At 65.9% G+C, this 22,192-nt stretch carries 21 protein-coding genes and 1 tRNA gene; 10 read left to right on the top strand and 12 right to left on the bottom strand.

The features are described 5' to 3' along the window. Positions 1–69 precede the first annotated feature (69 nt). Positions 70–1,056, top strand: coding sequence for a phosphomevalonate decarboxylase MvaD (gene mvaD, locus CHINAEXTREME_RS19990; protein ID WP_010546718.1), 987 nt, complete (start codon positions 70–72; stop codon positions 1,054–1,056). Between the two features lie 399 nt (positions 1,057–1,455). Beyond that, entirely contained in the window at positions 1,456–1,737 is a 282-nt protein-coding gene (locus CHINAEXTREME_RS19985) for a YgaP family membrane protein (protein ID WP_007140459.1), read from the top strand. A 244-nt stretch (positions 1,738–1,981) separates the two neighbouring features. Here CHINAEXTREME_RS19985 and CHINAEXTREME_RS19980 read toward each other — a convergent pair whose 3' ends face one another. Further along, on the bottom strand, positions 1,982–3,106 hold the full coding sequence (locus tag CHINAEXTREME_RS19980; protein ID WP_007140460.1) for a M24 family metallopeptidase: 1,125 nt from the start codon (positions 3,104–3,106) through the stop codon (positions 1,982–1,984). An 88-nt stretch (positions 3,107–3,194) separates the two neighbouring features. On the opposite strand from CHINAEXTREME_RS19980, the gene CHINAEXTREME_RS19975 reads away from it, so the two are divergent. Next, positions 3,195–4,385 (top strand): NAD(P)/FAD-dependent oxidoreductase, encoded by a 1,191-nt coding sequence (locus tag CHINAEXTREME_RS19975; protein ID WP_007140461.1) that lies wholly within the window; start codon positions 3,195–3,197, stop codon positions 4,383–4,385. A gap of 48 nt (positions 4,386–4,433) precedes the next feature. Here the strand turns inward: CHINAEXTREME_RS19975 and fen are convergent, their stop codons facing one another. After that, complete coding sequence (gene fen, locus CHINAEXTREME_RS19970; protein WP_007140462.1) at positions 4,434–5,411, bottom strand: flap endonuclease-1; 978 nt, start codon at positions 5,409–5,411, stop codon at positions 4,434–4,436. Between the two features lie 113 nt (positions 5,412–5,524). Between fen and CHINAEXTREME_RS19965 the strand changes: the two genes are divergently transcribed. Together CHINAEXTREME_RS19965 and CHINAEXTREME_RS19960 are read left to right on the top strand one after the other, a co-directional pair. Continuing rightward, entirely contained in the window at positions 5,525–6,943 is a 1,419-nt protein-coding gene (locus CHINAEXTREME_RS19965; protein WP_007140463.1) for an outer membrane protein assembly factor BamB family protein, read from the top strand. Position 6,944: 1 nt separating this feature from the next. After that, on the top strand, positions 6,945–7,790 hold the full coding sequence (locus CHINAEXTREME_RS19960; RefSeq protein ID WP_007140464.1) for a hypothetical protein: 846 nt from the start codon (positions 6,945–6,947) through the stop codon (positions 7,788–7,790). Between the two features lie 20 nt (positions 7,791–7,810). Here CHINAEXTREME_RS19960 and CHINAEXTREME_RS19955 read toward each other — a convergent pair whose 3' ends face one another. Beyond that, positions 7,811–8,383, bottom strand: a complete 573-nt coding sequence (locus CHINAEXTREME_RS19955; RefSeq protein WP_029601612.1) for a GNAT family N-acetyltransferase — start codon at positions 8,381–8,383, stop codon at positions 7,811–7,813. Between the two features lie 148 nt (positions 8,384–8,531). On the opposite strand from CHINAEXTREME_RS19955, the gene CHINAEXTREME_RS19950 reads away from it, so the two are divergent. Beyond that, on the top strand, positions 8,532–8,987 hold the full coding sequence (locus tag CHINAEXTREME_RS19950; RefSeq protein ID WP_007140466.1) for an amphi-Trp domain-containing protein: 456 nt from the start codon (positions 8,532–8,534) through the stop codon (positions 8,985–8,987). A gap of 10 nt (positions 8,988–8,997) precedes the next feature. Here CHINAEXTREME_RS19950 and CHINAEXTREME_RS19945 read toward each other — a convergent pair whose 3' ends face one another. Beyond that, complete coding sequence (locus tag CHINAEXTREME_RS19945) at positions 8,998–9,492, bottom strand: hypothetical protein (RefSeq protein WP_007140467.1); 495 nt, start codon at positions 9,490–9,492, stop codon at positions 8,998–9,000. Positions 9,493–9,589: 97 nt separating this feature from the next. Here CHINAEXTREME_RS19945 and CHINAEXTREME_RS19940 point away from each other — a divergent pair, with 97 nt between their 5' ends. Then, positions 9,590–10,819, top strand: coding sequence for a mechanosensitive ion channel family protein (locus tag CHINAEXTREME_RS19940; protein WP_007140468.1), 1,230 nt, complete (start codon positions 9,590–9,592; stop codon positions 10,817–10,819). Between the two features lie 461 nt (positions 10,820–11,280). On the opposite strand, the gene CHINAEXTREME_RS19935 is transcribed toward CHINAEXTREME_RS19940, so the two are convergent. The 8 genes from CHINAEXTREME_RS19935 to CHINAEXTREME_RS19900 form a co-directional block, all read right to left on the bottom strand. Continuing rightward, on the bottom strand, positions 11,281–11,787 hold the full coding sequence (locus CHINAEXTREME_RS19935) for a hypothetical protein (protein WP_007140469.1): 507 nt from the start codon (positions 11,785–11,787) through the stop codon (positions 11,281–11,283). Then, positions 11,788–12,366 carry a DUF7342 family protein gene (locus tag CHINAEXTREME_RS19930; protein WP_007140470.1) on the bottom strand — a complete coding sequence of 193 codons (579 nt, stop codon included), beginning with the start codon at positions 12,364–12,366 and terminating at the stop codon, positions 11,788–11,790. It abuts the gene before it with no gap. A 66-nt stretch (positions 12,367–12,432) separates the two neighbouring features. Then, positions 12,433–12,654 (bottom strand): integrase, encoded by a 222-nt coding sequence (locus CHINAEXTREME_RS19925; protein WP_238593327.1) that lies wholly within the window; start codon positions 12,652–12,654, stop codon positions 12,433–12,435. A gap of 525 nt (positions 12,655–13,179) precedes the next feature. Beyond that, positions 13,180–13,250 (bottom strand) — tRNA-Gly (locus CHINAEXTREME_RS19920). Between the two features lie 295 nt (positions 13,251–13,545). Beyond that, positions 13,546–14,496: a beta propeller repeat protein gene (locus CHINAEXTREME_RS19915; protein WP_007140472.1), complete on the bottom strand. Its 951-nt coding sequence runs from the start codon at positions 14,494–14,496 to the stop codon at positions 13,546–13,548. 200 nt (positions 14,497–14,696) lie between these two features. Continuing rightward, complete coding sequence (locus tag CHINAEXTREME_RS19910; RefSeq protein ID WP_193790366.1) at positions 14,697–15,437, bottom strand: class I SAM-dependent methyltransferase; 741 nt, start codon at positions 15,435–15,437, stop codon at positions 14,697–14,699. 54 nt (positions 15,438–15,491) lie between these two features. Next, positions 15,492–17,645, bottom strand: coding sequence for a type II secretion system F family protein (locus tag CHINAEXTREME_RS19905; protein ID WP_007140474.1), 2,154 nt, complete (start codon positions 17,643–17,645; stop codon positions 15,492–15,494). Further along, the gene (locus tag CHINAEXTREME_RS19900) at positions 17,642–19,711 is read right to left on the bottom strand and encodes a type II/IV secretion system ATPase subunit (RefSeq protein ID WP_007140475.1); all 2,070 of its coding nucleotides are present in this window, start codon (positions 19,709–19,711) and stop codon (positions 17,642–17,644) included. The genes CHINAEXTREME_RS19905 and CHINAEXTREME_RS19900 overlap by 4 nt, the downstream gene beginning before the upstream one ends. 171 nt (positions 19,712–19,882) lie before the next feature. Between CHINAEXTREME_RS19900 and CHINAEXTREME_RS19895 the strand changes: the two genes are divergently transcribed. From CHINAEXTREME_RS19895 to CHINAEXTREME_RS19885, 3 genes are all read left to right on the top strand, one after another. Continuing rightward, complete coding sequence (locus CHINAEXTREME_RS19895) at positions 19,883–20,353, top strand: DUF5793 family protein (protein WP_007140476.1); 471 nt, start codon at positions 19,883–19,885, stop codon at positions 20,351–20,353. A gap of 99 nt (positions 20,354–20,452) precedes the next feature. Beyond that, positions 20,453–21,610 carry an ABC transporter ATP-binding protein gene (locus tag CHINAEXTREME_RS19890; RefSeq protein ID WP_007140477.1) on the top strand — a complete coding sequence of 386 codons (1,158 nt, stop codon included), beginning with the start codon at positions 20,453–20,455 and terminating at the stop codon, positions 21,608–21,610. A gap of 292 nt (positions 21,611–21,902) precedes the next feature. Beyond that, a complete protein-coding gene (locus tag CHINAEXTREME_RS19885; protein ID WP_007140478.1) occupies positions 21,903–22,181 on the top strand; it encodes a UPF0058 family protein in 279 nt (92 codons plus the stop codon). Positions 22,182–22,192 lie beyond the last annotated feature (11 nt).

Below are 22,192 nucleotides of genomic sequence, written 5' to 3'. Positions count from 1 at the left end.
GGTGGCAAGCCGTATTCTTCGCGACGAGATGCCGTGAGCTTTAAGCGACCGTCACACCCGTGTCAGGGTATGAAAGCCACCGCGATGGCCCACCCGATCCAGGGCCTGGTGAAGTACCACGGGATGCGAGACGACATCGAGCGGCTCCCCTACCACGACAGCATCAGCGTCTGTACGGCCCCGAGCCACACCCGGACGACCGTCGAGTTCTCCATGGACTACGACGAGGACACCTTCGTCGTCGACGGCGAGGAACTCGAGGGCCGCGCCCACGAGCGCGTCGAAGCCGTCGTCGAGAAGGCCCGCTCGCTGTCCGACGCGGCCCACACCGTCTACCCCGTCCGCCTCGAGAGCGAGAACAGTTTCCCGACGAACGTCGGGCTGGGCTCCTCGTCGTCGGGCTTCGCCGCGGCGGCGATGGCGCTGGCCGAGGCGGCGGAACTCGACGCCTCGCGCGAGGAGATCTCGACGATCGCCCGGGTAGGCTCCGCGTCGGCGGCCCGCGCGGTGACGGGCGCGTTCTCGCAACTGCATACCGGCATGAACGACGAGGACTGTCGCTCCCGGCGCATCCCCTCCAATCTTCACGAGGACCTGAAGATCATCGTCGGACTCGTCCCTTACCACAAGGAGACCGAGGACGCCCACGACGAGGCTGAAGACAGCCACATGTTCCAGGCTCGCAACGCCCACATCCACGAACAGATCGCGAAGATGCGCGACTCGCTGCGCAACGACGACTTCGACTCGGCGTTCGAACTCGCCGAACACGACTCGCTGTCGCTGGCGGCGACGACCATGACCGGCCCCGAAGGGTGGGTCTACTGGCAGCCCGCGACGCTCGCGATCTTCAACCGCGTGCGTGAACTCCGTGAAGAGGAGGACATCCCCGTCTACTTCTCGACGGACACCGGCGCGAGCGTCTACGTCAACACGACCGAGGAACACGCCGAGTACGTCGAGGAGGAGATCAGCGACACCGGCGTCTCGACGACCATCTGGGACGTCGGCGGCCCCGCGCGCCTGCTCGAGGACGAGGACGACCACCTCTTCTAGCGCCGAAATTTCACCTTCCGGGTGCGTTCGTACACCGTCGGTCCATCTCGAGACTGAGCACTCCGCTTCCCGTTCGTTCCGGCCGGCCACCCACACCGGTCGTCGGCCCGCTCGTTCACTGATACGGATCGCTGTCCCGATGTACCGACGAAACCGCGATCCGGCGGCGGTTGCGCCGGAACTGACGGACGGTAAACCGTATGACTCACGGCCGGCGGCCGTTCGTCGTTCCGCGGCGGGTAGTACCGTCGCCTTGCCCGTTGACGGTCGCTTTCCCGTCACTCCAATCCGAGTTCAGTGCATACAGACAATTCAGCCCCCGACACGTCAGAGGACGTTTAATAAACACCCATCTATCTTTATTTACTCAGGAAGCGTAGGGGTATACGGTGAAGAACAATGAGTTTCTATCCGGCTGAGAAGAACGTCGGAGGCCTGGACCGCCTCCTCCGACTGATCGTAGGGCCTGTCCTCCTCGTCGTTTCGGTCGCGGCAGCGGTCGGCGTCATCGCCGTTTCGCCCGTACTGGTCGCGCTGGGCGCCATCGTCGGCCTGATCCTGACGGTTACCGGCCTGACCCAGAAGTGCCCGTTGAACGGCCGCCTCGGGATGAACACCTACAGGGGGCGAACGGAAACGGACACCGCGACGGAGCGGGAAGGCGTCGAGAGACCTTCCTGAACGACCTGTCCCCATTTTCCGTAAGCGGTATTTCGTGACCGATGGGACGAACTGACGCGGGTCCGACCAGTTGATCTCGAGGGTCGGTCCCGACAGCAGCCGTCGGTCCACCCTGCACAACGGAATCGAGGGAACCAGCCGCGTCGTCGACTGCCTGCAAGATATACGCTCTCGATCCGGCAGGAGTCCAAACCCCCGGAGTCACGGGCGTACGGAGCTGTGCTCCGCTATTCGAGCCGCTATCTTAAAGCGGCCGCCACGTACGCGGCGAGTCGTTCAGCCGCTCGTGGCCGTCCTCGGTGACGACCACCAGATCCTCGATCCGGACGCCGAACTCGCCCTCGAGGTAGACGCCCGGCTCGACGCTGAAGACCATTCCCGGCTCGAGTTCGCGGTCGTTGCCCGCGGTGATGTAGGGGGGCTCGTGGACGTCCAGGCCGACGCCGTGGCCCGTTCGATGGATGAATTCGTCGCCGTACCCTCGCTCCTCGAGGACGTCGCGGGCGACCCGGTCGATCTCCTCGGCGGGCACGCCGGGCTCGACGGCCTCGACAGCCGCGTTGTGCGCCTCGAGGACTGCGTCGTGGACTTCCTCGAACGCCGCCGGTGGTTCGCCGTCGAAGACGACGGTGCGGGTCTGGTCGCCCGGATAACCGCCGGCCCGGGTGCCGAAGTCGAGGACGACCGGGTCGCCGGCCTCGATGGTCCGATCGCCGCTGCGGTGGTGGGGCCGCGCGCCGTTCGGCCCGGAGCCGACGACGGTCTCGAAGGAGACTCCTTCGCCGCCCGCGTCGGCGAGTCGCTCCTCGATCTCGGCCGCGAGTTCGTTTTCGGTCATGCCGATCGCCTCGGCCCCGAGCGCGCGGATCTCCTCGCTGACCGTATCGGAGATTTCGGCGGCCTCGCGCAAGGCCTCGAGTTCGGCCTCGTCCTTGCGGAGCCGCAGTTCCTCGGTGACCTCGCTGGCCAGGCCGAACGAGGCCTCGGGGAACGCCGTACGGAGGTCCTGGGTGAACAGCGCCCACATCCGGTCGTCGACCAGCAGACGACCCCCCGAGAGGCCGAGTTCGTCGCCGACCCGTTCCACCAGCGCGACAGGGTCGTCGCCGTCGCTCCAGGTGCGGATGTCGGTCACCGGCGAGGCGTCACGGAGCTGGTCGTCGTACATCTCGGGGGCGACGAACAGTTCGGTCTCGGGCGTGACGAACAGGAACAGGTGCCGTTCCATCGGCTCCTCCTCGAAGCCCGCGAGGTAGCCCATGTTCGAACTCGGGAAACAGACGAGAGCGTCGATCCCCCGCTCCGAGAGCCGGTCGCGGGCACGCTCGAGTCGACGCTGGACGACGTCGTCGGACTGATCCGTGGTCATAGCCGTCGATTCGGGAGCAGGGGTAAAGTTCCCGCCGATACCGACCGTTTGGCTGCCAGTATATGGGCGTGGAATCCCAACGTCCGGTATGCACGTCGTCGTTCTCGGCGGTGGCTACGCCGGATTGACCCTGACGCGACTGCTCGAGCGGTCGTTGCCGGCCGACGCCGAGTTGACGCTGGTCAACGAGACGCCGGACCACCTCGTCCAGCACGAACTCCACCGCGTCATCAGGCGTCCGGAACTCGCCGACGCGATCACCGTCTCGCTCCCCGCCGCCCTCGACCGGGCGAGCGTCCGCGTCGCCCGCGTGGAGGGGATCGACCGGGAGCGACGGGTCGTTTCCCTCTCGAGCGGCCGGCTCGAGTACGACGTCGCGGCGATCTGTCTCGGTGCCCGCACGGCGTACTACGGTCTCGAGGGCGTCCGCGACCACTCCCTGCCGCTCAAGCGACTGCGACACGCGAACCGGATCCGGAAGCGCGTTCGGGAGGTCTGCCACGGGGACTACGACGGGCAAACGCCGCGGATCGTCGTCGGCGGGGCCGGTCTCTCGGGGATCCAGATCGCCGGCGAACTGGCCGAACTCGTCCGTGAAGAGGGGAGTCGGGCGACGATCACGCTCATAGAGCAGCGCGAACGCGTCGCGCCGAACTTCCCGGCGAACTTCCAGCGGGCCGTCCGGGACGCGCTCGAGGACCAGGGCGTCGAGGTTCGCACCGCGACGGCGGTCCAGCGCGCCGACGACGACCGTGTCTTCCTCGAGTCCGACGAGACGCTCCCCTACGACGCCTTCGTCTGGGCCGGCGGGATCGGGGGCCCCGACGCGCTCGAGGGGGAGCGGCCGACGGTCGGGAGCGACCTGCGACTCGACGACCGGACGTTCGTCGTCGGCGACGCGGCCCGGGTGGTCGACGCCGACGAGGAGTTCGTCCCGGCGAGCGCGCAGGCGGCGGTCCGCGAAGCGCGGACGGTCGCGACGAACGTCTCCCGGGTGGTCGACGGACAACTCGATTCCGAATTCGATCCCGAACCCGACCACCCACCCGACGGAGGCCCCGATCTCGAGTCGTTCAGATTCGAATCGCCCGGCTGGATCGTCAGCGTCGGCGACGAGGCGGTCGCGACGGTTGGCTCTCGAGTCCTCACAGGCCGATCCGCGAAGGCGCTGAAGGCGAGCATCGGCGTGGGCTACCTCTCGGGGGTCGGCGGCGTCGGCAACGCGGCCGACCTCGCCTCCAAGGAGTTCGTCCCGGAGCGGTTCCGACGGGGAGGGTGAGCGGACGATCGTCGCCACGACGAAAAACGAAGCGTGAGCCCGGGCGTATCAGGTCCAGCGATCCAGTCCCGTCTGCGTGACGCTCTCTTCGATCCGTTCGAAGCCGCGGGCGACCTCGTCCCGGTCGACGCCCCACTCGTCGGTGACGTACTCGCGGGCCGCCTCGAGGTCCGGATCGAGCGTCGTCTCGAACTCGTAGTCGTCGGTGACGTTCGGATCGCGGAACAGTTGCCGGACGCGGTCGCCGTACTCGACGGTGTCGCCGCGGGCCTCAAGGACGCTCCAGAGGTCGCCGTGTTCGGTGATCTCCGTGATGGCGGTCTTGGGGCCGATGCCGGAGACGCCCTCGTTGAAGTCCGTGCCGATCAGGATGGCGGCGTCGATCAGTTGCTCGAGCGTGAGGTCGTGCTCCTCGAGGGTCGCCTCCAGGTCCATCAGTTCGGGGTTGCCCTTGCTCGTGAGCTGGCGCAGCGTAAGCGGCGCGCCGAACAGCAGGGCGTCGTAGTCCTCGGAGCCGACGTAGTCGGCGTCGCCGTGTCGGACCATGTGTGCCGCCTGGGCCTCGCCCTCCGCGGGGGCCTCGACGATCGGCACGTCGAACAGGCGCAGCAACTCGCGGCTGGTCTCCTGGATGGTCGGCGTCAGCCGCTGGGTCCGGGACTCGAGTTGTGCGATGGCGACCTCGTCGCCCTCCTCGCGGGCGGTCTCGAGCTGTTCCTCGTAGGAGCGGCGCTGTTCGCGCCGGGACTCGATCTCATCGGCCTTTAGCTCGGAGGGGCCGCCGTCGAAGACCATCACGGGCGTGACGTCGTTCTCGAAGAACTTCGGTAGGCCCTGAACGATCCCGACGAGGTTGGCGACCTCGGTGCCGTCGGCGGTCGTGTAGATGTCGCTGTTAGTCCACTTGACCGTCGTCGTCAGGTACCGGTAGAGCCAGTTGTGCGCGTCGACGGCGACCACACCCTCGATCTCGTCGAAGGGGATCTCCTCGATGACCGCGATGTCCCGAAGTGCAGCGTTTCCCATTACGTGTGCGTTGGCGCGACTGGGATTTGAAACGTTGGCTTCCCGAACGCCGGTTCCCGCCCGCGTTGCTCGAGGAGAAAGTATTTACGAGCCAGTTATGACAGTGATGTCGAATGACTCAGGTCCCCGAATCGGCTCCCAGTCGGCGGGCGTTGCTCGCCGGACTCGGCTCCCTTCTCGGTGCGGGCTGTCTCGGAGCCAGCCGTTCCGACGGCTCCGAGCGGCCGGCGACCGATCGGGACGACGAGTGGCGCATGTACGGCCGCGACCCGGGTCGGTCACGATACGTTCCGGACATCGACGTTCCGCGCGAGGAGCCCGAAGTCGTCTGGGATCGGCAGGTCGGCGCGTCCGGCTGGCGGCCGCCCGTCGTCGCCGACGGAACCGTCTACTGCCAGTACGCGAACGGCCTCTTCGTCCTCGACCTCGAGACGGGAGCGGGCCGGCTCACGAACACCTACGGAGGGTTCGGCCGGGGAACCGGCCCGATGGCGCTCCCGCGGACGGAGATCTACCGCGACGGAACGCTGGTCGTCCCCTACGGCGAGGCGATCGCCGGCTACGCGGCCGCCCCGAAACGCTTCCCCGGTGAAATCTCGGGGTTCGGCGACGGGTTGCTGCGGTGGTGGTCCGACGGGGAGACCGTCGGCACCGACGCCGCCGGGATCGGTTCCCGCTCCCTCGGCCCGGAGTTCACCTCCGTCTCGTCCGCGCCGGTCGCGGTCGCCGGCGACCTCGTCACCCTCCACGCCATTTCCGACTCCGTCTCCGCCGTTCGAGCCGACGACGGCAACCCGCGCTGGCGGTACGACCTCGAGGACGCGGCCCCGGACGACTGGGATCACGGCGTCGGCCCGCTCGGCCACGTCGTCGACGAGGCGACCGACACGGTCGTCGTCGCGGGACGGCTGTTCACAGCGCCGTACCTGATCGGTCTCGATCGCGCCACGGGCTCGCTCGAGTGGACCGTCGACGGGCGAACGACCGACGCACGGGCGCGCTCGAGCGGCGAACCGAACGGACTGCTCGCACGCGACGGCACGGTGTATGCCGTTTCGATGAACGCGGAGCGGGAGCTGCGGCTGCTCGCGGTCGACGCCGCCTCGGGCGAACGCGGCTGGAAGCGAACGCTGTCGCGCTCGGCCCACGTCGGGCTCGCCGCCGGAGACGACCGGCTGTACTCCGTCGCGACCGTCTCACAGGAGGGGACCGACCCGCTCGCGATCACGGCGCTGGACATCGAGGACGGGCGCGTCCGCTGGGAACGCGTGCTCGAGGACCCGACGCGTGGCCCACCACTCGCCGGGGGGCAACCACCGACGGTCGCCGGGAACGCGGTGCTCGTCCCGGGCGAACGCGGATTGCACGCGCTCGAGGGGACGACCGGCGACCACCTGTGGACGTTCACCGAGACCGTCGGAACCTCAGGCGGGGGCGAGACGGAACGGGCCGCGGTGACGCCCGCGGTCGTCGCGGACGATCGTCTCGTCGTCGGAACGACCCTCGCGCTGTACGGGCTCGAGGTGGCCTGAAATGAGCGGTTTCGAACCCTCCGATCGGGACACGAACGAGCCGGGCGATACCGGATCCGGCAGCGACTCGAGCCCGGACTTCGTAGGGACCCTTCGATCGGCGGCTAACACAGTTCGCGACCGACCGGCAGCCGTCATCCCCTTCCTCCTTGCCGGGATCGTCGGCGCAGTCAGTACGCTCGGCAGGATCGAGACGCCCTATCCCGTCGGCATCGCGTCGGTCGCCCACGGCTCGTTCGCGATTCCGATTCCGCTGGTTCCCCGCCTCGAGCCCGCAATCGAACTCTCGCCGACGCTGCTGTACGGCCTGGAACTCGAGTACACCGCCGGGTTCGTCGGCTGGCAGGCGACGATCGCTGTCGTCACGGCCCTCACCTTCGGAATCGGTCTCCGGACGGCGGCGAGCGAGCGCGGCCATTGCCCGCCGGCAGCCCGTCTCGGCTGGCTCGCAGCGTACGTCCTCGCGGTCCAGGCGCTTCCCTTCGCGATCGCGGTCGCTTTCGGGCGCTGGAACGGGTACGAGTACGGGTTCGGACTCGGCACAGCGCTGCCGGTCGTCGCCGCGGTAGTCGTCGGGGCCGCGTTGCTGGTCGCGCCCGCGTCGATCGTCGTCGGCGGGAATCGTCCCGTCCGGGCGGTCCGCGAGAGTCTCGCCGTCGCGGCCGCTCGACCGTTCTCGAGCGTGGTGCTGGTCCTCTGTCTCGGCGTCCTCGCCGCGGCCCCCGTGTCGGCCGCGACCGCCGTTTCCCGCTCTACACTCGCGCTCGGCGTCGGCACCGTCGCGAGCGTGACCCTCGCCGGAACGGCACAGGCGGCGGTCGTCGCCCGATTCTACGAGGGGGGATAGGCTCAGCAGCGCTCGGTGGTCTACGATTCCGTTCGATCCGCCGCGGGTGGTTCGCCTTCGGCTCGGTCCTCGAGGAACGCCTCCTCCTCGACCGAGAGGTCGCGATCGCGAAACTCCTCGAGTCCCGCCCGATAGCGTTCGATGGGGTCCGACCCGCCATCGCCCGTCGGCCGCGGATACTCGAGTACCAGTTCCGCGATCCCCGTCGTCTCCCCGGTGTAGCCGAATCCGGCGCGGTACAGCGCCTCGTAGGCGAAGGGGTTGTTGACCGCGATCCGGAGTCGCTCGTAGCCGCGCTCGAGCGCGCGGTCCCGGACGAGCCGACAGAGCCGCGGTCCGATCCCCTCGCCGCGGCGGTCGAGCGCGACGGTGACGTAGCGCAGCCACAGCGTGCCCTCGTCGGTTCGATCCTCGTTGAACGCGAGGGCGGCGACGATGCCCCCCGTTTCCGTTCCCCGTTCGGCTTCGTCGGCCTCGCGGGCGACTGCCTTCCCCGTGTTCGACATGACGAACTTGCCGGCGTAGCTGAACCGCTCGTGATCGAGCCGGAGCGTCGGTCCGTCCGTCGGCCAGCCGAGTATCTCGTACTCCAGGTCCACGGCGGGCGTACGACCGCCGGCAACTAAGTCCCTCGTTCCCGTCCCTCATTTCCCGTTCCCCGTCCCTGCCCACAGCGAAGACGTCACCCGCGCTCGAGATCGGCGCGCGGATTTTTGTCGGTCGGCGTGGAACCCTCGAGTGATGTCCGACGACGAACACGATCCCCAGAGCGAGACCGAGATCGAAGACGACGAGGAGACCGAATCCGAATCCGAAGACGAGGTAGAGGAAGAAGAGGAGGAAGAGGAAGAGGAAGAGGAAGAGGAAGAAGAACTCCTCGAGACCGAACTCGAGGTCCCGCTCCGAGAGGTACCGGACAGCCTCCGCGAACTCGCAGACGCCCTCGAGGAGGCCGCCGAGGGCGGTGACAGTGACGACCGAGAGGGAGGCGAACTGACACTCGAGGCCGAAGGCACCTCCGTAACGGTTCCGACGCCCGCTGGCGACGAGATCGTAGAGTACGAGATCGAACTCGAGCGCGAACACGAGGACGAGGGCGACGAGTTCGAACTCGAGGTCGAACTCGAGTGGACGATTCCCGGCGAGGAGTCGTCGGTCGATATGGAGGAGGACGCCGAAGACGACGAGGATTCCTGACGACCCGCGATCAGAACCGATTTCGCCACCGCGTCGTCCGCAACACCTCGTCTTTCATCGCCGAGCAGTGTTCCTTCGCTCGTTCCTCGTCGAACTCGTCGGTCATATCGTCGACGCAGGACTCCCAGGAGCCGCCGATCGACGACCAGTACTCGAGGACGCTGTCGCGGTCCCACCCCTCCGGAAGCCCGTCGAGCGCGTCGACGTCTTCGTCGACGACGTCAGTCAGCGCGTCGCCGTCCGTCGCGTCGGTCGCCTCTTCGTCCTCGAGATCAGTCTTCTCGAGTGCCGACGCACGGTAGACCCTGGAGCCGACGGTCTCGAGGCCGACGACGTAGGCCGGTCGGTCGTCGCTGGCGTCGACCGGGACGAGGTCCTCCCCACCCTCGTCTCCGTCGCTGCCACCCTGCGGGAACTCGAAGTCGTCGGTCAGGACGGCAGCCACGACGCCACTCCCGTCGGGCGCGGCCACCTGGTCGCCTTCCTCGTATCGGGTATCGCTCATAGCGGGACGTTCGGCCGGAACCGGCGTAGGGACAGTGCACGGATTCGCAAGGAATCGGCAACCAGCGTTAACTGGACACGGTCGCGAGTGGGGAACGGTGCTCGAAAGCGTCGATACGATGCGGACCGCCCTCGAGGCGGTCACTTCGACGGAAGGTCGGATGGCAGTCAGCGTAGGCCTGGTTCTGGTCGCAGCACTCGTGGGCTTCGTCCTCGCGCCGATCGTCGTCCGGCGAGCCGTCGCTCTCGTCGGTCGTACCCTCCGGGAGAGCGAGGCCGGAACCCTGCTCGAGACCGTCGACGACCTGCTCGATGTACCGTTCCCGATGCGGGCGGTGGTCCGGATCCTACAGGCGGCGGTGCTCGCCGCAACCGGCCTCGGGTTGCTCGTCGTCTGGGGATACGCCTCGCTGGCGGCGCTTGCCGTCTCCGGGTTCGCCGAGGTGCTCCCGTACTTCCTCAAAGTGCTTCTGACGGTCGGGCTCCTGACCGGCGCCGTCGTCGGGACGCGATACCTCGAGCAGCGCCTCGAGGACTGGCTCGCGGACGCGAACTACGTGACGGCCCACCAGGAGGGCGTCGTCTTCCGGGTGTTGCAGGTGACGATCTTCATCGCGGTCGGCCTCGCGACGCTCTCGCTGTGGCGGGTCGATCTCGGCGGCCTGCTCGTCGGGGCCGGGTTCCTCGGGATCGTACTCGGCATGGCCGCCAGGCAGACGCTCGGCTCGCTGATCGCCGGCTTCGTGCTGATGTTCTCCCGGCCGTTCGAGATCGGCGACTGGGTCCGGATCGACGACCACGAGGGGATGGTGATCGACATCACGATCATCAACACGCGACTGCGGAGTTTCGACGGCGAGATCGTCGTCCTGCCGAACGATCGCGTCTCCTCGAGTACGGTCATCAACCGGAGCAAGCGCAACCGGCTGCGACTGCGCCTCGAGGTCGGCGTCGACTACGATACCGATCTGGAGCGCGCCGAGAACGTCGCGATCGAGGCAATGGAAGCGGTCGACGACGTCGCCCCGGCCCCGAAACCGCAGGTGATCCCGACCGAGTTCGGCGACTCGGCGATCACCCTCGAGTGTCGGTTCTGGATCGATCAGCCCAACGCCCACAAGAAGTGGACGACGATCCGGTCTGTCGTCCACGAACTCAAGACGGCCTACGACCGCGAGGGGATCGGGATTCCCTACCCCCAGCGGCAACTCAGCGCCCGCGGAGACGGGGTTCGCGTCCTCGAGGACGGAACTTCCGGAAAAGCGTGCCGTGCGGACGCCGAGAACGGCGGGAACGGCGACGAGTTCGCGTACTCCGAACCGGAGTGATAGGGTTGGACGATCCCGACGTCGTCGCTGTTCGGTCGAGTAGGGGAGAAGTGCGCGGACCGGGATTTGACCCACGCCCGAGAACCTGCTCACTTCGTTCGCAGAACCTCGGTCTGATTTGAATCCTCGTACGATTGCTGTCGCTCACGAGTTTGTTCGCGACAGCAATGCGCGGACCGGGATTTGAATCCGGGCCATGAGCTTGGAACTGTAATACGTACCATCCGGTCTACCAGTGTTTTCAGTTGATCACGATCTCTCACCGTACGGGGTCTCAGTGATCGATCCGAACGATTACCCGAATGTGAAGGCAGACTACGTGATCACTGATCCTGATTTCCCGACCGACGACGGACTCGAGAACATGACACCTGAGGCGATTCGTGTGCGATTGCTGCGGTTCATCGGGCGACGCGACATGGACCGTCACCAGGGGATTACGACGCGATAGCCGACGAATCTCAAAACTCCGTCTCAGAATCGTACCGCGCCCGGATGATCCTCGGAAGTCGCGTTCGCGTCACTTCCCACAGTAGTCCGACGGGAGTGTCTTCCAGAAAGTCGACGCCCTGGTACTGGTAGTCGCTCCCCGGCGAGGCTCGCTGCTGAAAGTGGTCGAACGGGATGTCCGACTCCTCCGGATGCGGTTGTCGGTGCCAGCCGCAATCGTAGCCCGACGACTCGACGTAGTGGAACTTGAACTGGTCGTCGATCCCGACCGGATGCGTCCACCAGTTGATCTCGAGTTTGGCTTCGTCCGCGTCGACGAGCCCATCGACCAGGATCTGCGTATCGAAGTGAGCGACGAGTTTCCTGTCTTTCTGGTCACGTGTCGGTCTGACGGCTACCGTCTCGGTCGCGGGGTGGTGGTTCAGGTTGACCCGTAACTGCTCGAAGATCCGACCACGACGACCGGAGAGCCCGATCGGGTCGGATCCGCCATCTGCCAGCAAAGCGCCGAGATACATTTATACAGCAGAATCTACCGGCGGTTGGTAGTGCTCGCTGAATTTCTCGTATCGCTCGAGCGCTTCCTCTGCTATCGAGACCATGTGCGAGTGTGAGTCCCACTCGGAAGCCTTTTTGAAGTATTCCCGCGCCTCCGTCGAGGAGGTGTCTTCAGCCGTCGCGAGTTTCCGCAGTTCGTCTGGGCTCTCGACACCGTACGTTTCCCTGAGTTCCTCGATGTCCTCCTTTGCAGTGACCGCTATCGTCTCGATCTCGTCGCGAGTATGTTCCTCGATCAACTGTGATACTTCTTTGAACCGCTGGTACGCGGCATCTGGGTAGTACGTCTTCGCACCTCGCTGTTCGACGGCACTCAGGATATGTAGATCAACTAACCGCTCGAGGTGCCCCCGTGCCGTCGTCGGTGATACCTCCGCTTGCTCCGCGATCCAGTCCGCCGTCCGCGGTTGTTCGAGCGTCAACGCGACCGAAATCACGCGGTCGACTCCCGGCATCTCCTCCGTCCATTCGTCGGTATGTTCCGCCTCGTCCCCGATCTCGATCGCTTCGGGTGGTGCCAGAGATTCGTCGTCAGCCATATCTTGATCTATTATTTGACCTCGAGAACAATAACCTTGTGCGTGAGCTAATTATTTGGACAGAAATCATCCCATCTGCTCGAGCGCGGCCTCCCAGACCCGCTCCCGCTCGTCACGCGTGAGAAAATCGCGCGGACTGTGGAGCGATCGCGATCCAAACGATAGTTTCGGCCCCCATTCGACCGCGCTATCGAACTCGTATCGCTTCCACTTGAACAACGTCTGCACCGTTTTCTGACAGCAGTGGTTGTAGCTCTGGGAGTGATCCGTCTCTGATAACTCTTCCATCCAGGCGTCCGCATGTGTGGGCGTGATCTTCTCTGTGTATCGATTCTCTGCTTCCACGTTTTTCGGTAAAGCGTATCGAGACGGTACGCTCGTTGACGAGTCGTCGAAAGGGCGTAGCCGGTCGATCGCTTCGGGTGTTTTCCCTCGGATAGCATCCAATCGACGAGCTTGCGTCGATGGTCTCGGTAGGAAATGCGCTGCCGAGAGTTGAGGTGTTTCGCTGATGGTTCGGGTACGAGGACGATGTTCTCGGTTTCTTAATGGACCGTGTACTGTCTATGTGAGGAAACCCGGAAGCAACGAGCCACGTCTCGTCCAGTTTCACGTGAACCTGTTCGTGGGTCGCTGGCTTACTGCACTGAGATGCTCTTCGATCGAACCGGCGTTACCGACGCGGAGAACGAGGTATGTGCGGACCGGGATTTGACCCACGCCCGAGAACCTGCTCACTTCGTTCGCAGAACCTCGGTCTGATTTGAATCCTCGTACGATTGCTGTCGCTCACGAGTTTGTTCGCGACAGCAATGCGCGGACCGGGATTTGAACCCGGGCCATGAGCTTGGAAGGCTCAGGTCCTACCACTAGACCATCCGCGCGCACCCTGGATTTTTCGCTCCGTGTTTAAGGGTCTTCCTTTTTCGTTCGGCCGTCCTCTATCGATCTCGAGCGAACACGGAAGCGAACGAACCCGCCGTATCGGTTCCTGGAACCGGATGTGGGTGTAGTTGGCCGTCGGAACGGCCTCGGTGGCGATTTCGGTGGCTGTGGTGGGTGTGGGGTGTGTCGATGTCGTGGGGGTCGGTGGTGTGTCGATCGGTGATCGGGAGCGAACCGTCGAACCGGCGGACCGTCGAGCCGGCGGATCGACGACCGATCCGCCGCTCGAGCGCGTTATCGCTCGAGGACGATCCCGCCGCTCCCGACTGCGAGGTCGACGCTGCCGCGGTCGACGGCCTGCAGGTTCTCGCCGACCGGGGTCGCGTTCTGGGTCCACTCGCCGTCCTCCTGCTCGAAGATCACCCCACCGCCGCCGACGGCGTAGCCGTCACGGCCCTCGGTCTCGACGTCGAAGAGGTCGGCGTCCCCGAGGCTCTCTGGGATCCACTGGCTCCCGTCGTACTCGAAGATCGAGGCGTTACCGCCGCTGACGGTGACGTCGTCCGCGGCGTCGCTGTCGAGGCCGTAGAACGTGACGTCGGCGTCCTCGATGCCGATGGGGTTCCAGGTGACGCCGTCGTCGGTGGCGAAGACCTTGCCGTTCGTGTCGATGGCGTGGCCCGCGCGGTCGTCGTGGAACTCGATGGCGGGGAAGCCGGAGCCACTGCCGGGGACCTCGTACTCCCAGGTCCCTTCCTCGCCGTTCTCGAAGCTGTAGTGGATCGACCCGGAGTCGTCGGCGACGTAGACGTCCGCATCGCCGGCGGGGCCGGTGACCGCGACGTCGTTGAAGTTCGCGGTGAAGTCGTTGGGCGCGGAGCGGTCGACGAGGTTCCCGGTGATCACGTCGTACTCGCCGATCGCGCCGCTCGCGCCGACGATCCAGAGCCGCTCGCCGTCGTCGGTGACGTCCGCGCCGAAGAGGTCGTTGCCGTTGCCGGTGGGCCCGCCCTGGAGGACGACCTCCCAGCCCGCGTCGGTGCGCTCGATCACGAGGCCACCGTCCGCGACCGCGTGTGCGTTCGTCGCCGTGTGGGTGACGTCGTGGAGGGTACTGTCGATGGGAGTTTCGGCGACGGTCCAGCGCGTCTCCTCGTCCTCGGCGGAAACCGTCGCGGGGACGGTAACTGCGGCAAGCGATGCGCCTGCGAGCTTCATCATCGAACGTCGGGTGGTACGCGTCATGGCGCAGTCGAGGCTGGGGGTGTGGAGATCATAAAATCCGGAAGCGGTTAACGGGGATTACGGACCCTTGCAGACGTTTTACTTCATTTAGTTCCATTTCTTGAAGAAGAATGTTTTATCGTCCGGGCCTGACTGACGGAAAATCGGTGAATATGCTCGTGGCTGACAATTTCGCTCCGTGTGGGGTTGCAGTATCGACCTCACCGTACAGAACCGTCGGCCCCGGCGACCGTCGCGTAACAGTTGCCGCTCGAGAGTTCCCAGTCGACGACCTCGAGGTCGCTGCGCTCGAGTTGCCGTTCGAACTCCTCGGGGGCGTAGATGTGGTAGAACCGGTCGACCGTCTCGCCGCCGGGTAGAGTCCACTCGACGGTCGTGTCGAAGCCCTCGGTGCCGTCGGCGTCGAACCGGTCGTGGGCCGTCGACCACGCGCTGACGAGCGCGCGTCCGTCCGGCGAGAGGACCCGTGCGAGTTCGTCGAGGCTCGCGCGGCGCACGGACGCGGTCGGGAGGTGGTGCAGCGTCGCGACGTAGACCGCGAGGCCGACGGTGCCGTCGGCCAGCGGAAGCGTCGATGCGTCCCCCTGGCAGAGTTCGACGTCGAACCCTTGCTCGCCCGCTCGCTCACGGCCGGTCTCGAGCAGGCCGCGACTGGCGTCGACGCCGACGACGGTCTCGAGGTCGGGTACGTCGGCCAGTAGTTCGGCGTGTCGACAGTTGCCACAGCCGAGATCGAGGCCGACGGTGGGGGCCTCGAGGCTCCCGTGATCGTCGACGAACGCCTCGACTTCGGGCCAGGGGTACTCCCGGGTGGAGGCGAAGTGCGAGGCGATCCGATCGTAGGTGTCACGGACCGCCGCTCGATCCGGCTCCCCCGGTTCCGTCGATTTCGACCCGGCTTCCGGTTCGGCACCCGTTCCGTCCGGCTGATCGTCGGCCATCGTCGGCCGTTCGTCGTACACGTAAAAAGGGTTCGCGGTAGGCGACGACGGGAGCTATCCGAGGAACGTGAACAGCACGACCGTCAGCGCGATCATGACCGCAGCGTGTTTCGCGCCGGCCCGAACGTCGCCGGTGCTCAGTTGGCCGGCGATCAACCCGGACAGTAGCCCCTGGACGAGGGTCGCGTGGTAGAAGAGGGTGCTGTAGGTCGTCGCCGCATCCTCGGAGAGGCCGCCGAGGCCGTCGACCTCCGGGCCTCCGCTCGCCGCATCGACGCCCTCGGTCGGCAGGTTCGGCAGCAGGTAGCCCGCGAGCACGGCGATGATAAAGAGGAAGACGAAAAACGAGACGTAGACGACGATCGTGTACTCCATCATCGCCTGCTTTCGCTCCCGCTTGAGCCGACGGTCGGCCGCGGCCTGGCGAGCGGCGATCCGAAGCACCGTCGAGAGGTTGCCGCTCGCGTTCATCGCCTCCGTCAACAGGGTTACGACCCGCGAGGTCGCTCGGGTTCGAACGCGGGTCTCGAACCGCCGGAGGGAGGTCTGGAGATCTGAGCCCCACTGGACGTCGGCCCAGACGCGATCCAGTTCGGTTCCTAGCGGCCCGAGATCGGACTCTCGGACCTTGTCGAACGCGGAGACGACGGACATCCCTGCCTCGTTGACGCTCGCGAGTCGATCGAGCAGGTCCGGGACGGCGGCCTCGATCGCGTTGATCCGTCGCCGGTGGAGTTCGTAACAGATCGCGAAGACGGTCAATACCCCGAACGCACCGACCGCGATCGTATCGTCGACGACCGTCGGATCGAAGCCCTCCCCGACGAACGCCGCGGGAAGTTTCCGGAGCACCGCCGCGAGCGCGACCGGTGCGGACACGGCGATCGCCATGTTCGGCCGCTCGAGCAGGGTTTCGACCGGGCGTCCGAGTTGCTGCCGGACTCGGTCTACGTGGCGGTAGTAGCGGACGCGCTCGACGTTTGCGGAGACGGTGTCCGTTCTCCCATCGTCGTCCCCGACCGTCGAACCGCCATCGGTTCGTCCACCTGTGGCTCGCCTCGAGTCCGTGCCGGCGGCCGGACGGGAAGCGACGTCGTCGTCATCGTCCGCACTCGATCCCGAACCCGAACCCGAACCCGAACCCGAACCCGAACCCGGTACCACCGACTCGGTCACCATGCTCAGGTAGACGATGAACCCGAAGTTAGCGAACGGCAGAATCAGGTAGATCAGCGCCCGGAGCGGGGTGATCGTGTTGCCGACGGCGATTCCGATGACCACGAGGATCGTAATGAGAAAGAGCGGACCGGCGACGAGGACCGTCACGTAGGCCTCGGCGAGCGTCCCGAGCAGTTCGATGGTCGACTCCTGCTGTGACTCGGACTCCTCCTGGTAGTCGTGGTACTGGCGCTCGAGGAACGACGAGAGGCTGTGTCCGCTCTGGAGGACGCTGACGAGGTTCTCGGTGAACTCCTGAAACTGTGGGCTGGGGGTACGCCGCCCCATCTCCTGGAGGGCACTGACGAGGTCCATCCCGAAGGTGTCCATGTTCCGGACCGCGATCTCGAACTCGGCGGCGGCCTCGCCGTACGTGTCCTCCTGGGCGGCGACGATCCGGACCACCTTCGGGAACTCCATGCCGCTCTTCGAGAGGGCGTAGACGAACGCGACCGTCGAGGGCAGCGCAGTCTCGATCCGCCTGGCCCGTTCGTCGGCGACGTACCCGGGATACCACCAGCGCAGCCAGTAGGTCGCGGTCCCCGAAAGCGCCCCGACCGTCAGCGAAGAGACGAGCACGAGGACGAACAGTTCGCCCGCCGATAGCGTCGGGACGCCCCCCAGATTCGCCAGGAACTCGAGGGCGCCCGGCAGCGCCTCGCGCATCATTTCGGGGTCGATCGCGAGCAGTCGGAGCAGACCCCAGATGGCGTAGATACCGAGGATCGCCCCAACGAGCGCGAGGGTCGCCGCGTACAGCACCGTCTTCGAGCCGTACTCCCGGTAGGTGACCGGGAACTGCGCGGCCCGCAGCGCCGACTGTCTGTCGGGATGTTCGCCCCGGAACTCGTCGACGTAGTCGCCGAACAACCGGATCGAGGTCCGGGTGACGAGACGATCGAACCCGCTGTGGACCGTCCCGAGGGCGAGGGCCGCACACAGGAGCAAGGCGAAAGCCAGCGGAACGGCGTTCGCGAGCACGGGGCTCATCGTCGTCGGCCGTCCCCGCGGTCGGCGGCGTCGGCGTCCGTGTCGGCGGTGCCGCCGTCGGTTTCCGTTTCCGTTTCGGTTTCGGTTTCGGTTTCGTTCCCGGTAGCGCCCCCGTCACGGCTCGAGGTGATGTCGTCGATCGTCACGCGGCGGTTCTCCGGGTTATCCTGGTCCTCGTCCTTGGCGTCGGCGTCGGCGTCGGCCTCCTCGGCCTCGATCGTCTCGAGGACGCGCTCCTTGTCCGCGTAGTACTCGTTGACCAGCGCCGTGAACCGCCGGTAGTCGGTGATCCCGTTGTCCCACAGGTACTCGAGGAACCGTTTCCGGTTCCGCAGTTCCGTCAGCAACTCGCTCTGGGACCAGCCCCGTTCGTCCCGGATCTCGGTCAGGACGTGGCTACCGCTCGACCGGAAGGTGTCGGTCTCGCCGTCCCAGGTGTAGGCCGTCGAGTAGTCGAGTTCACCGGTCCGCTGGTCGATGCCTTCGATCTCGGCGATTACCTTGTTGCGCCGGACGCGACCGTCGTCGAGCCTGGTGAGCGTCTGGACCGAGAGGATGTCGAGGCTCTGGACCATCGGTCGCGGGACGTTGATCGGCTCGTTCTCGAGGCGGTTGATCACCGTCTGGACCGAGTCGGCGTGCATCGTCGAGTAGGTGGTGTGGCCGGTGTTCATCGCCTGGAAGAGGGTGATCGCCTCCTCGCCACGGACCTCGCCGACGACGATGTACTCGGGGCGATGGCGCAACGCCGACCGCAGCAGGTCGTACATCGTGACGTCTTTCCCCTCGTGAAGGCGCTCGCGGGTGACCGAGGAGAGCCAGTTATCGTGGTACAACTGGAGTTCACGGGTGTCCTCGATCGTCAGCACCTTCGAACGGGGCGGAATGAACATCGAGATGGCGTTCATACTCGTCGTTTTCCCCGAGGCCGTCCCGCCCGCGAAGATCAGGCTCTTGTTGTGCTCGATCGCCAGCCAGAGGTAGGCCATCTGTTCGACGCTGAAGGTTCCGTACTCGAGCAGGTCGATCGGGGTGAACGGCTCGTCCGCGTATTTTCGGATGGTAAACGCCGACCCCCGTGGAGTGACTTCCTCGCCGAGTGCGAGTTCCGCGCGCGAACCGTCCGGAAGCGTGGTCTCGACCATCGGGTCGCCGATCGAGATGTGCCGGCCGGAATGCTGGGCGAGTCGGACGACGAACCGGTCGAGCGCCTCCTTCTCGAAGTCGACGTTCGTCGCGACGTCGGTGTACTCCTCGTGGTAGACGAAGATCGGCAGGTCGTAGCCGTCACAGGAGACGTCCTCGACGCGGGGGTCGTGCATGATCGGATCGAGTCGGCCGTACCCCCGGAAATCGCGGTGGATGTAGTAGAACAGGCGGTAGAACGTCGCGACGTCGACCTCGGCCCCGTACCGTTCCAGGTACTCTCGGATCGTCTCCTGAAGGATCGACTCGACGTCGTCGCCGTCGGCCTCCCGATACAACAGCGGATCCCGAACGTCGTCCTGGAGCGTCTCGATCAGGACCCGTTCCTCCGCGGTCAGGGTCGGCTCGACGGTCCGGTACCGGTGCTGGTTGCGTTCCGCATCGTAGCCGATCGTAACGAAGGAAAACGGCGCGTTAACCCAGTAGCGATCGACCTCCTCGATTCCGTCTTCCCCGTCGAACGAGACCAGCGAGCCGTGGACGCTCGGGTCGTAGTCGACGACCTCGATGCTCGAGCCGCGGATCGTCTCGAGGACGCGCCGGATCGTCCGGCGGGCGGTCGCGAACAGCGAGTCCGTCCCGTTCTCGCCCGTGGCGGTCTCGGCGGTCTCGGCCTCGAGGGTGGAGCCATCTGAGTCGGGCCAGACCCTATCGCTGGCTTGCCGACCGTCGGCGTCGGCGTCGCCGTCGCTGTTGCCGTTGGCGTTGCCGTCGGCGTTGGTGTCGGTGTCGGCAGCATCGGGCACCACAGCCGCGTCGTCCGTGGCGCTGACGTCCGCGCGGGCTTCGGTGTCACTCCCGACACCCGCTTCGGGTCGGTCTCCCCCCGCTCCCCCGTCCGGTTCGCGCTGGTCAGTCATCGTAGCTGCCGCTCGTGTCACCGACTATCTCGAGCGGACGGTCTTAAAACAGGCGGCCACGCGCCGAGGGGCGAGTCCGTCGATGGTCCGTTTCCGCGTGCAGGCGGTTCGTTTCGACGATCCGTCGTGCGTTACGTTCATACGCTGGGAGGACTAACTACGAACCACGGAATGAGGCGCGAGCACTTCACGCTAGACGTCGATAACGTCGAGTGGGTCGACACCGACGACGAGCCTTGCAAACCCTCGGTATCGATCGACTTTACCGGCCCGGCGACGATGCTCCGCGAGCGCCTTACGGGGACCGACGGCGACGTCCTCGAGGCCGGGGAGACGGACGTCGCCCTGCGGCTTCAGGACCCGCTCGGCGACGACGCCCGCGGCGTCGTGAGCGTGACGAACCGGATCACTGGCGAATTCATCCTCGAACTCAACGAAGCGGCCGACGACGTCCTGAAGTTCATCCGCGCGGCCCGCGGCTATGGCGAGGCCGCCAACGACGACGACGGGCGGTACGAGGTCGAGATCACTCTCGACGGGGAACCCTACGTCACTTACGACAAACGGACGTTTCTCGTCTACGACGACGAGGGGAGCCTGCTCCGCCAGCACAGCCTGATCCCCAGCGGCGTCGAACTCTGAGTCTTCGTTCGTGTTCCCAGGTGGCTGGAACGGACCGGCAACTATAAGTGTTTTAGGCGTCCCTAAACCTATGTACGCCGGCAGACGCCGGAGTCGACCATGGCGAACGGGCAACTACTGACGACGGCCGCCGACGAATCGACGGCGACCCCAGAAGCGACGGGAGACGTCGTGCTGGAACTCGAGGACGTCGCCAAGCAGTACGGGGCCGAAGAGGTTATCTCGGAGCTGTCGCTGTCCGTCCACGACGGCGAAATTCTGACCCTCCTCGGCCCGTCAGGCTGCGGTAAAACGACCACGCTGCGGCTGATCGCCGGCCTCGAGAAACCGAACGCCGGCCGGATCACCCTCCGTCACGACTCGGTCGCCGGCAACGGCCGGTTCGTCCCGCCGGAGGATCGGGGCGTCGGCGTCGTCTTCCAGGAGTTCGCGCTGTTTCCCCACCTCACCGCGCGCGAGAACATCGCATTCGGCCTGCAGGACTGGAGCCAGGAGGAACGGGACGCCCGCGTGGACGAACTGCTCGAACTGGTCGGGCTCTCGGAACACGACGAGGACTACCCCGACGAACTCTCCGGCGGCCAGCAACAGCGGATCGCGCTCGCCCGTTCGCTGGCACCCGAACCGGAGATGCTCTTGCTCGACGAACCGTTCTCGAACCTCGATGTCGACCTCCGGGTCGAGATGCGCGAAGAGGTCCGCCGGATCATCAAGGAAACCGGCGTCACCGCCGTCTCGGTCACGCACGACCAGGAGGAGGCCCTCTCCATCTCGGACCGCGTTGCCGTGATGAACGACGGGAACATCGAACAGGTAGATACGCCCGAGCGCGTCTTCCAGCAGCCAAAGTCGCGGTTCGTCGCGGGCTTTCTGGGACACGCGAGTTTCCTCTCGGGTGAGGTACAGGGCGATCAGGTCCGGACGGCAATCGGTCGCGTGCTCCGGGACGACGTCAACGGCCTCGCCCACCAGTACGACGGCAGCAAGATCGACCTGCTCGTCCGCCCCGACGACGTGACCGCGTTCCCGGCCGACGACGGCGAGACGAACGGGCGCGTCGTCTACCGCCGGTATCTCGGCCCGACGGTGCTGTACCGCGTCGAACTCGACTCCGGGGAAACGATCGAGTGCATGCACAACCACTCCGACCGGATCGACCTCGACGAGCGCGTCGCCGTTCGCGTGACCGCCGACCACGAACTCGCGTGGTTCCCGGCCGGCCAGCGAAACCGGGACGTGACCGTCGCGGACGACTGATCGGTCCCGTTCGACCGCGCTACCGTGCCACGCCTCGAGTCCCCTCGCTGGAGGCCGTCGCCACCCCATCGCCCGTTTCTGCCGTTGCGCGCTTCTCGATTCCTCGGGTCGTCCATGGTGGCAGTCGTGATCGACGCTGAATCGCCCCCCGGCAGCGGGGCTGAACCGCTGTCGTCGGGCCGACGCTGACGAACGCTCGAAATCGCCGTCAGCCTTCGAGGGACCCGTCCACGCCGGTTTTGCGACTGAGGGCCACACAACCCTTAAGCCCCGACCGTCCGTATGCGCGGACATGCACAAGGACGAACTTCTCGAGCTTCACGAAGAACTCGTCGTCATCATGGAGTACTTCTCCCAGCGGGAGGACGTCGACGAGGAACTGTTCGACCCGTACCACCAGCTCGACGTCGACCCCTCCCACGTCCACAAATCGAAGAGCGAACACAAACACGCCGTGTTCGTCCTCGGTAACGCCCTCGCGAAGGGAATGAGCGAGGACGAGTTCTCGAGTGCCGGCCGGATCGGCAAGCGGATGAAGGAGCTGGCCGAGGACGCCGAGTCGAAGATCTAGGCGAAACGTAT

Source organism: Halobiforma lacisalsi AJ5 (assembly GCF_000226975.2).
Classification (GTDB): Archaea; Halobacteriota; Halobacteria; order Halobacteriales; family Natrialbaceae; genus Natronobacterium; species Natronobacterium lacisalsi.
Note: the sequence above shows the minus strand (reverse complement) of the source record. Positions and strands in the feature narration are given on the sequence as shown.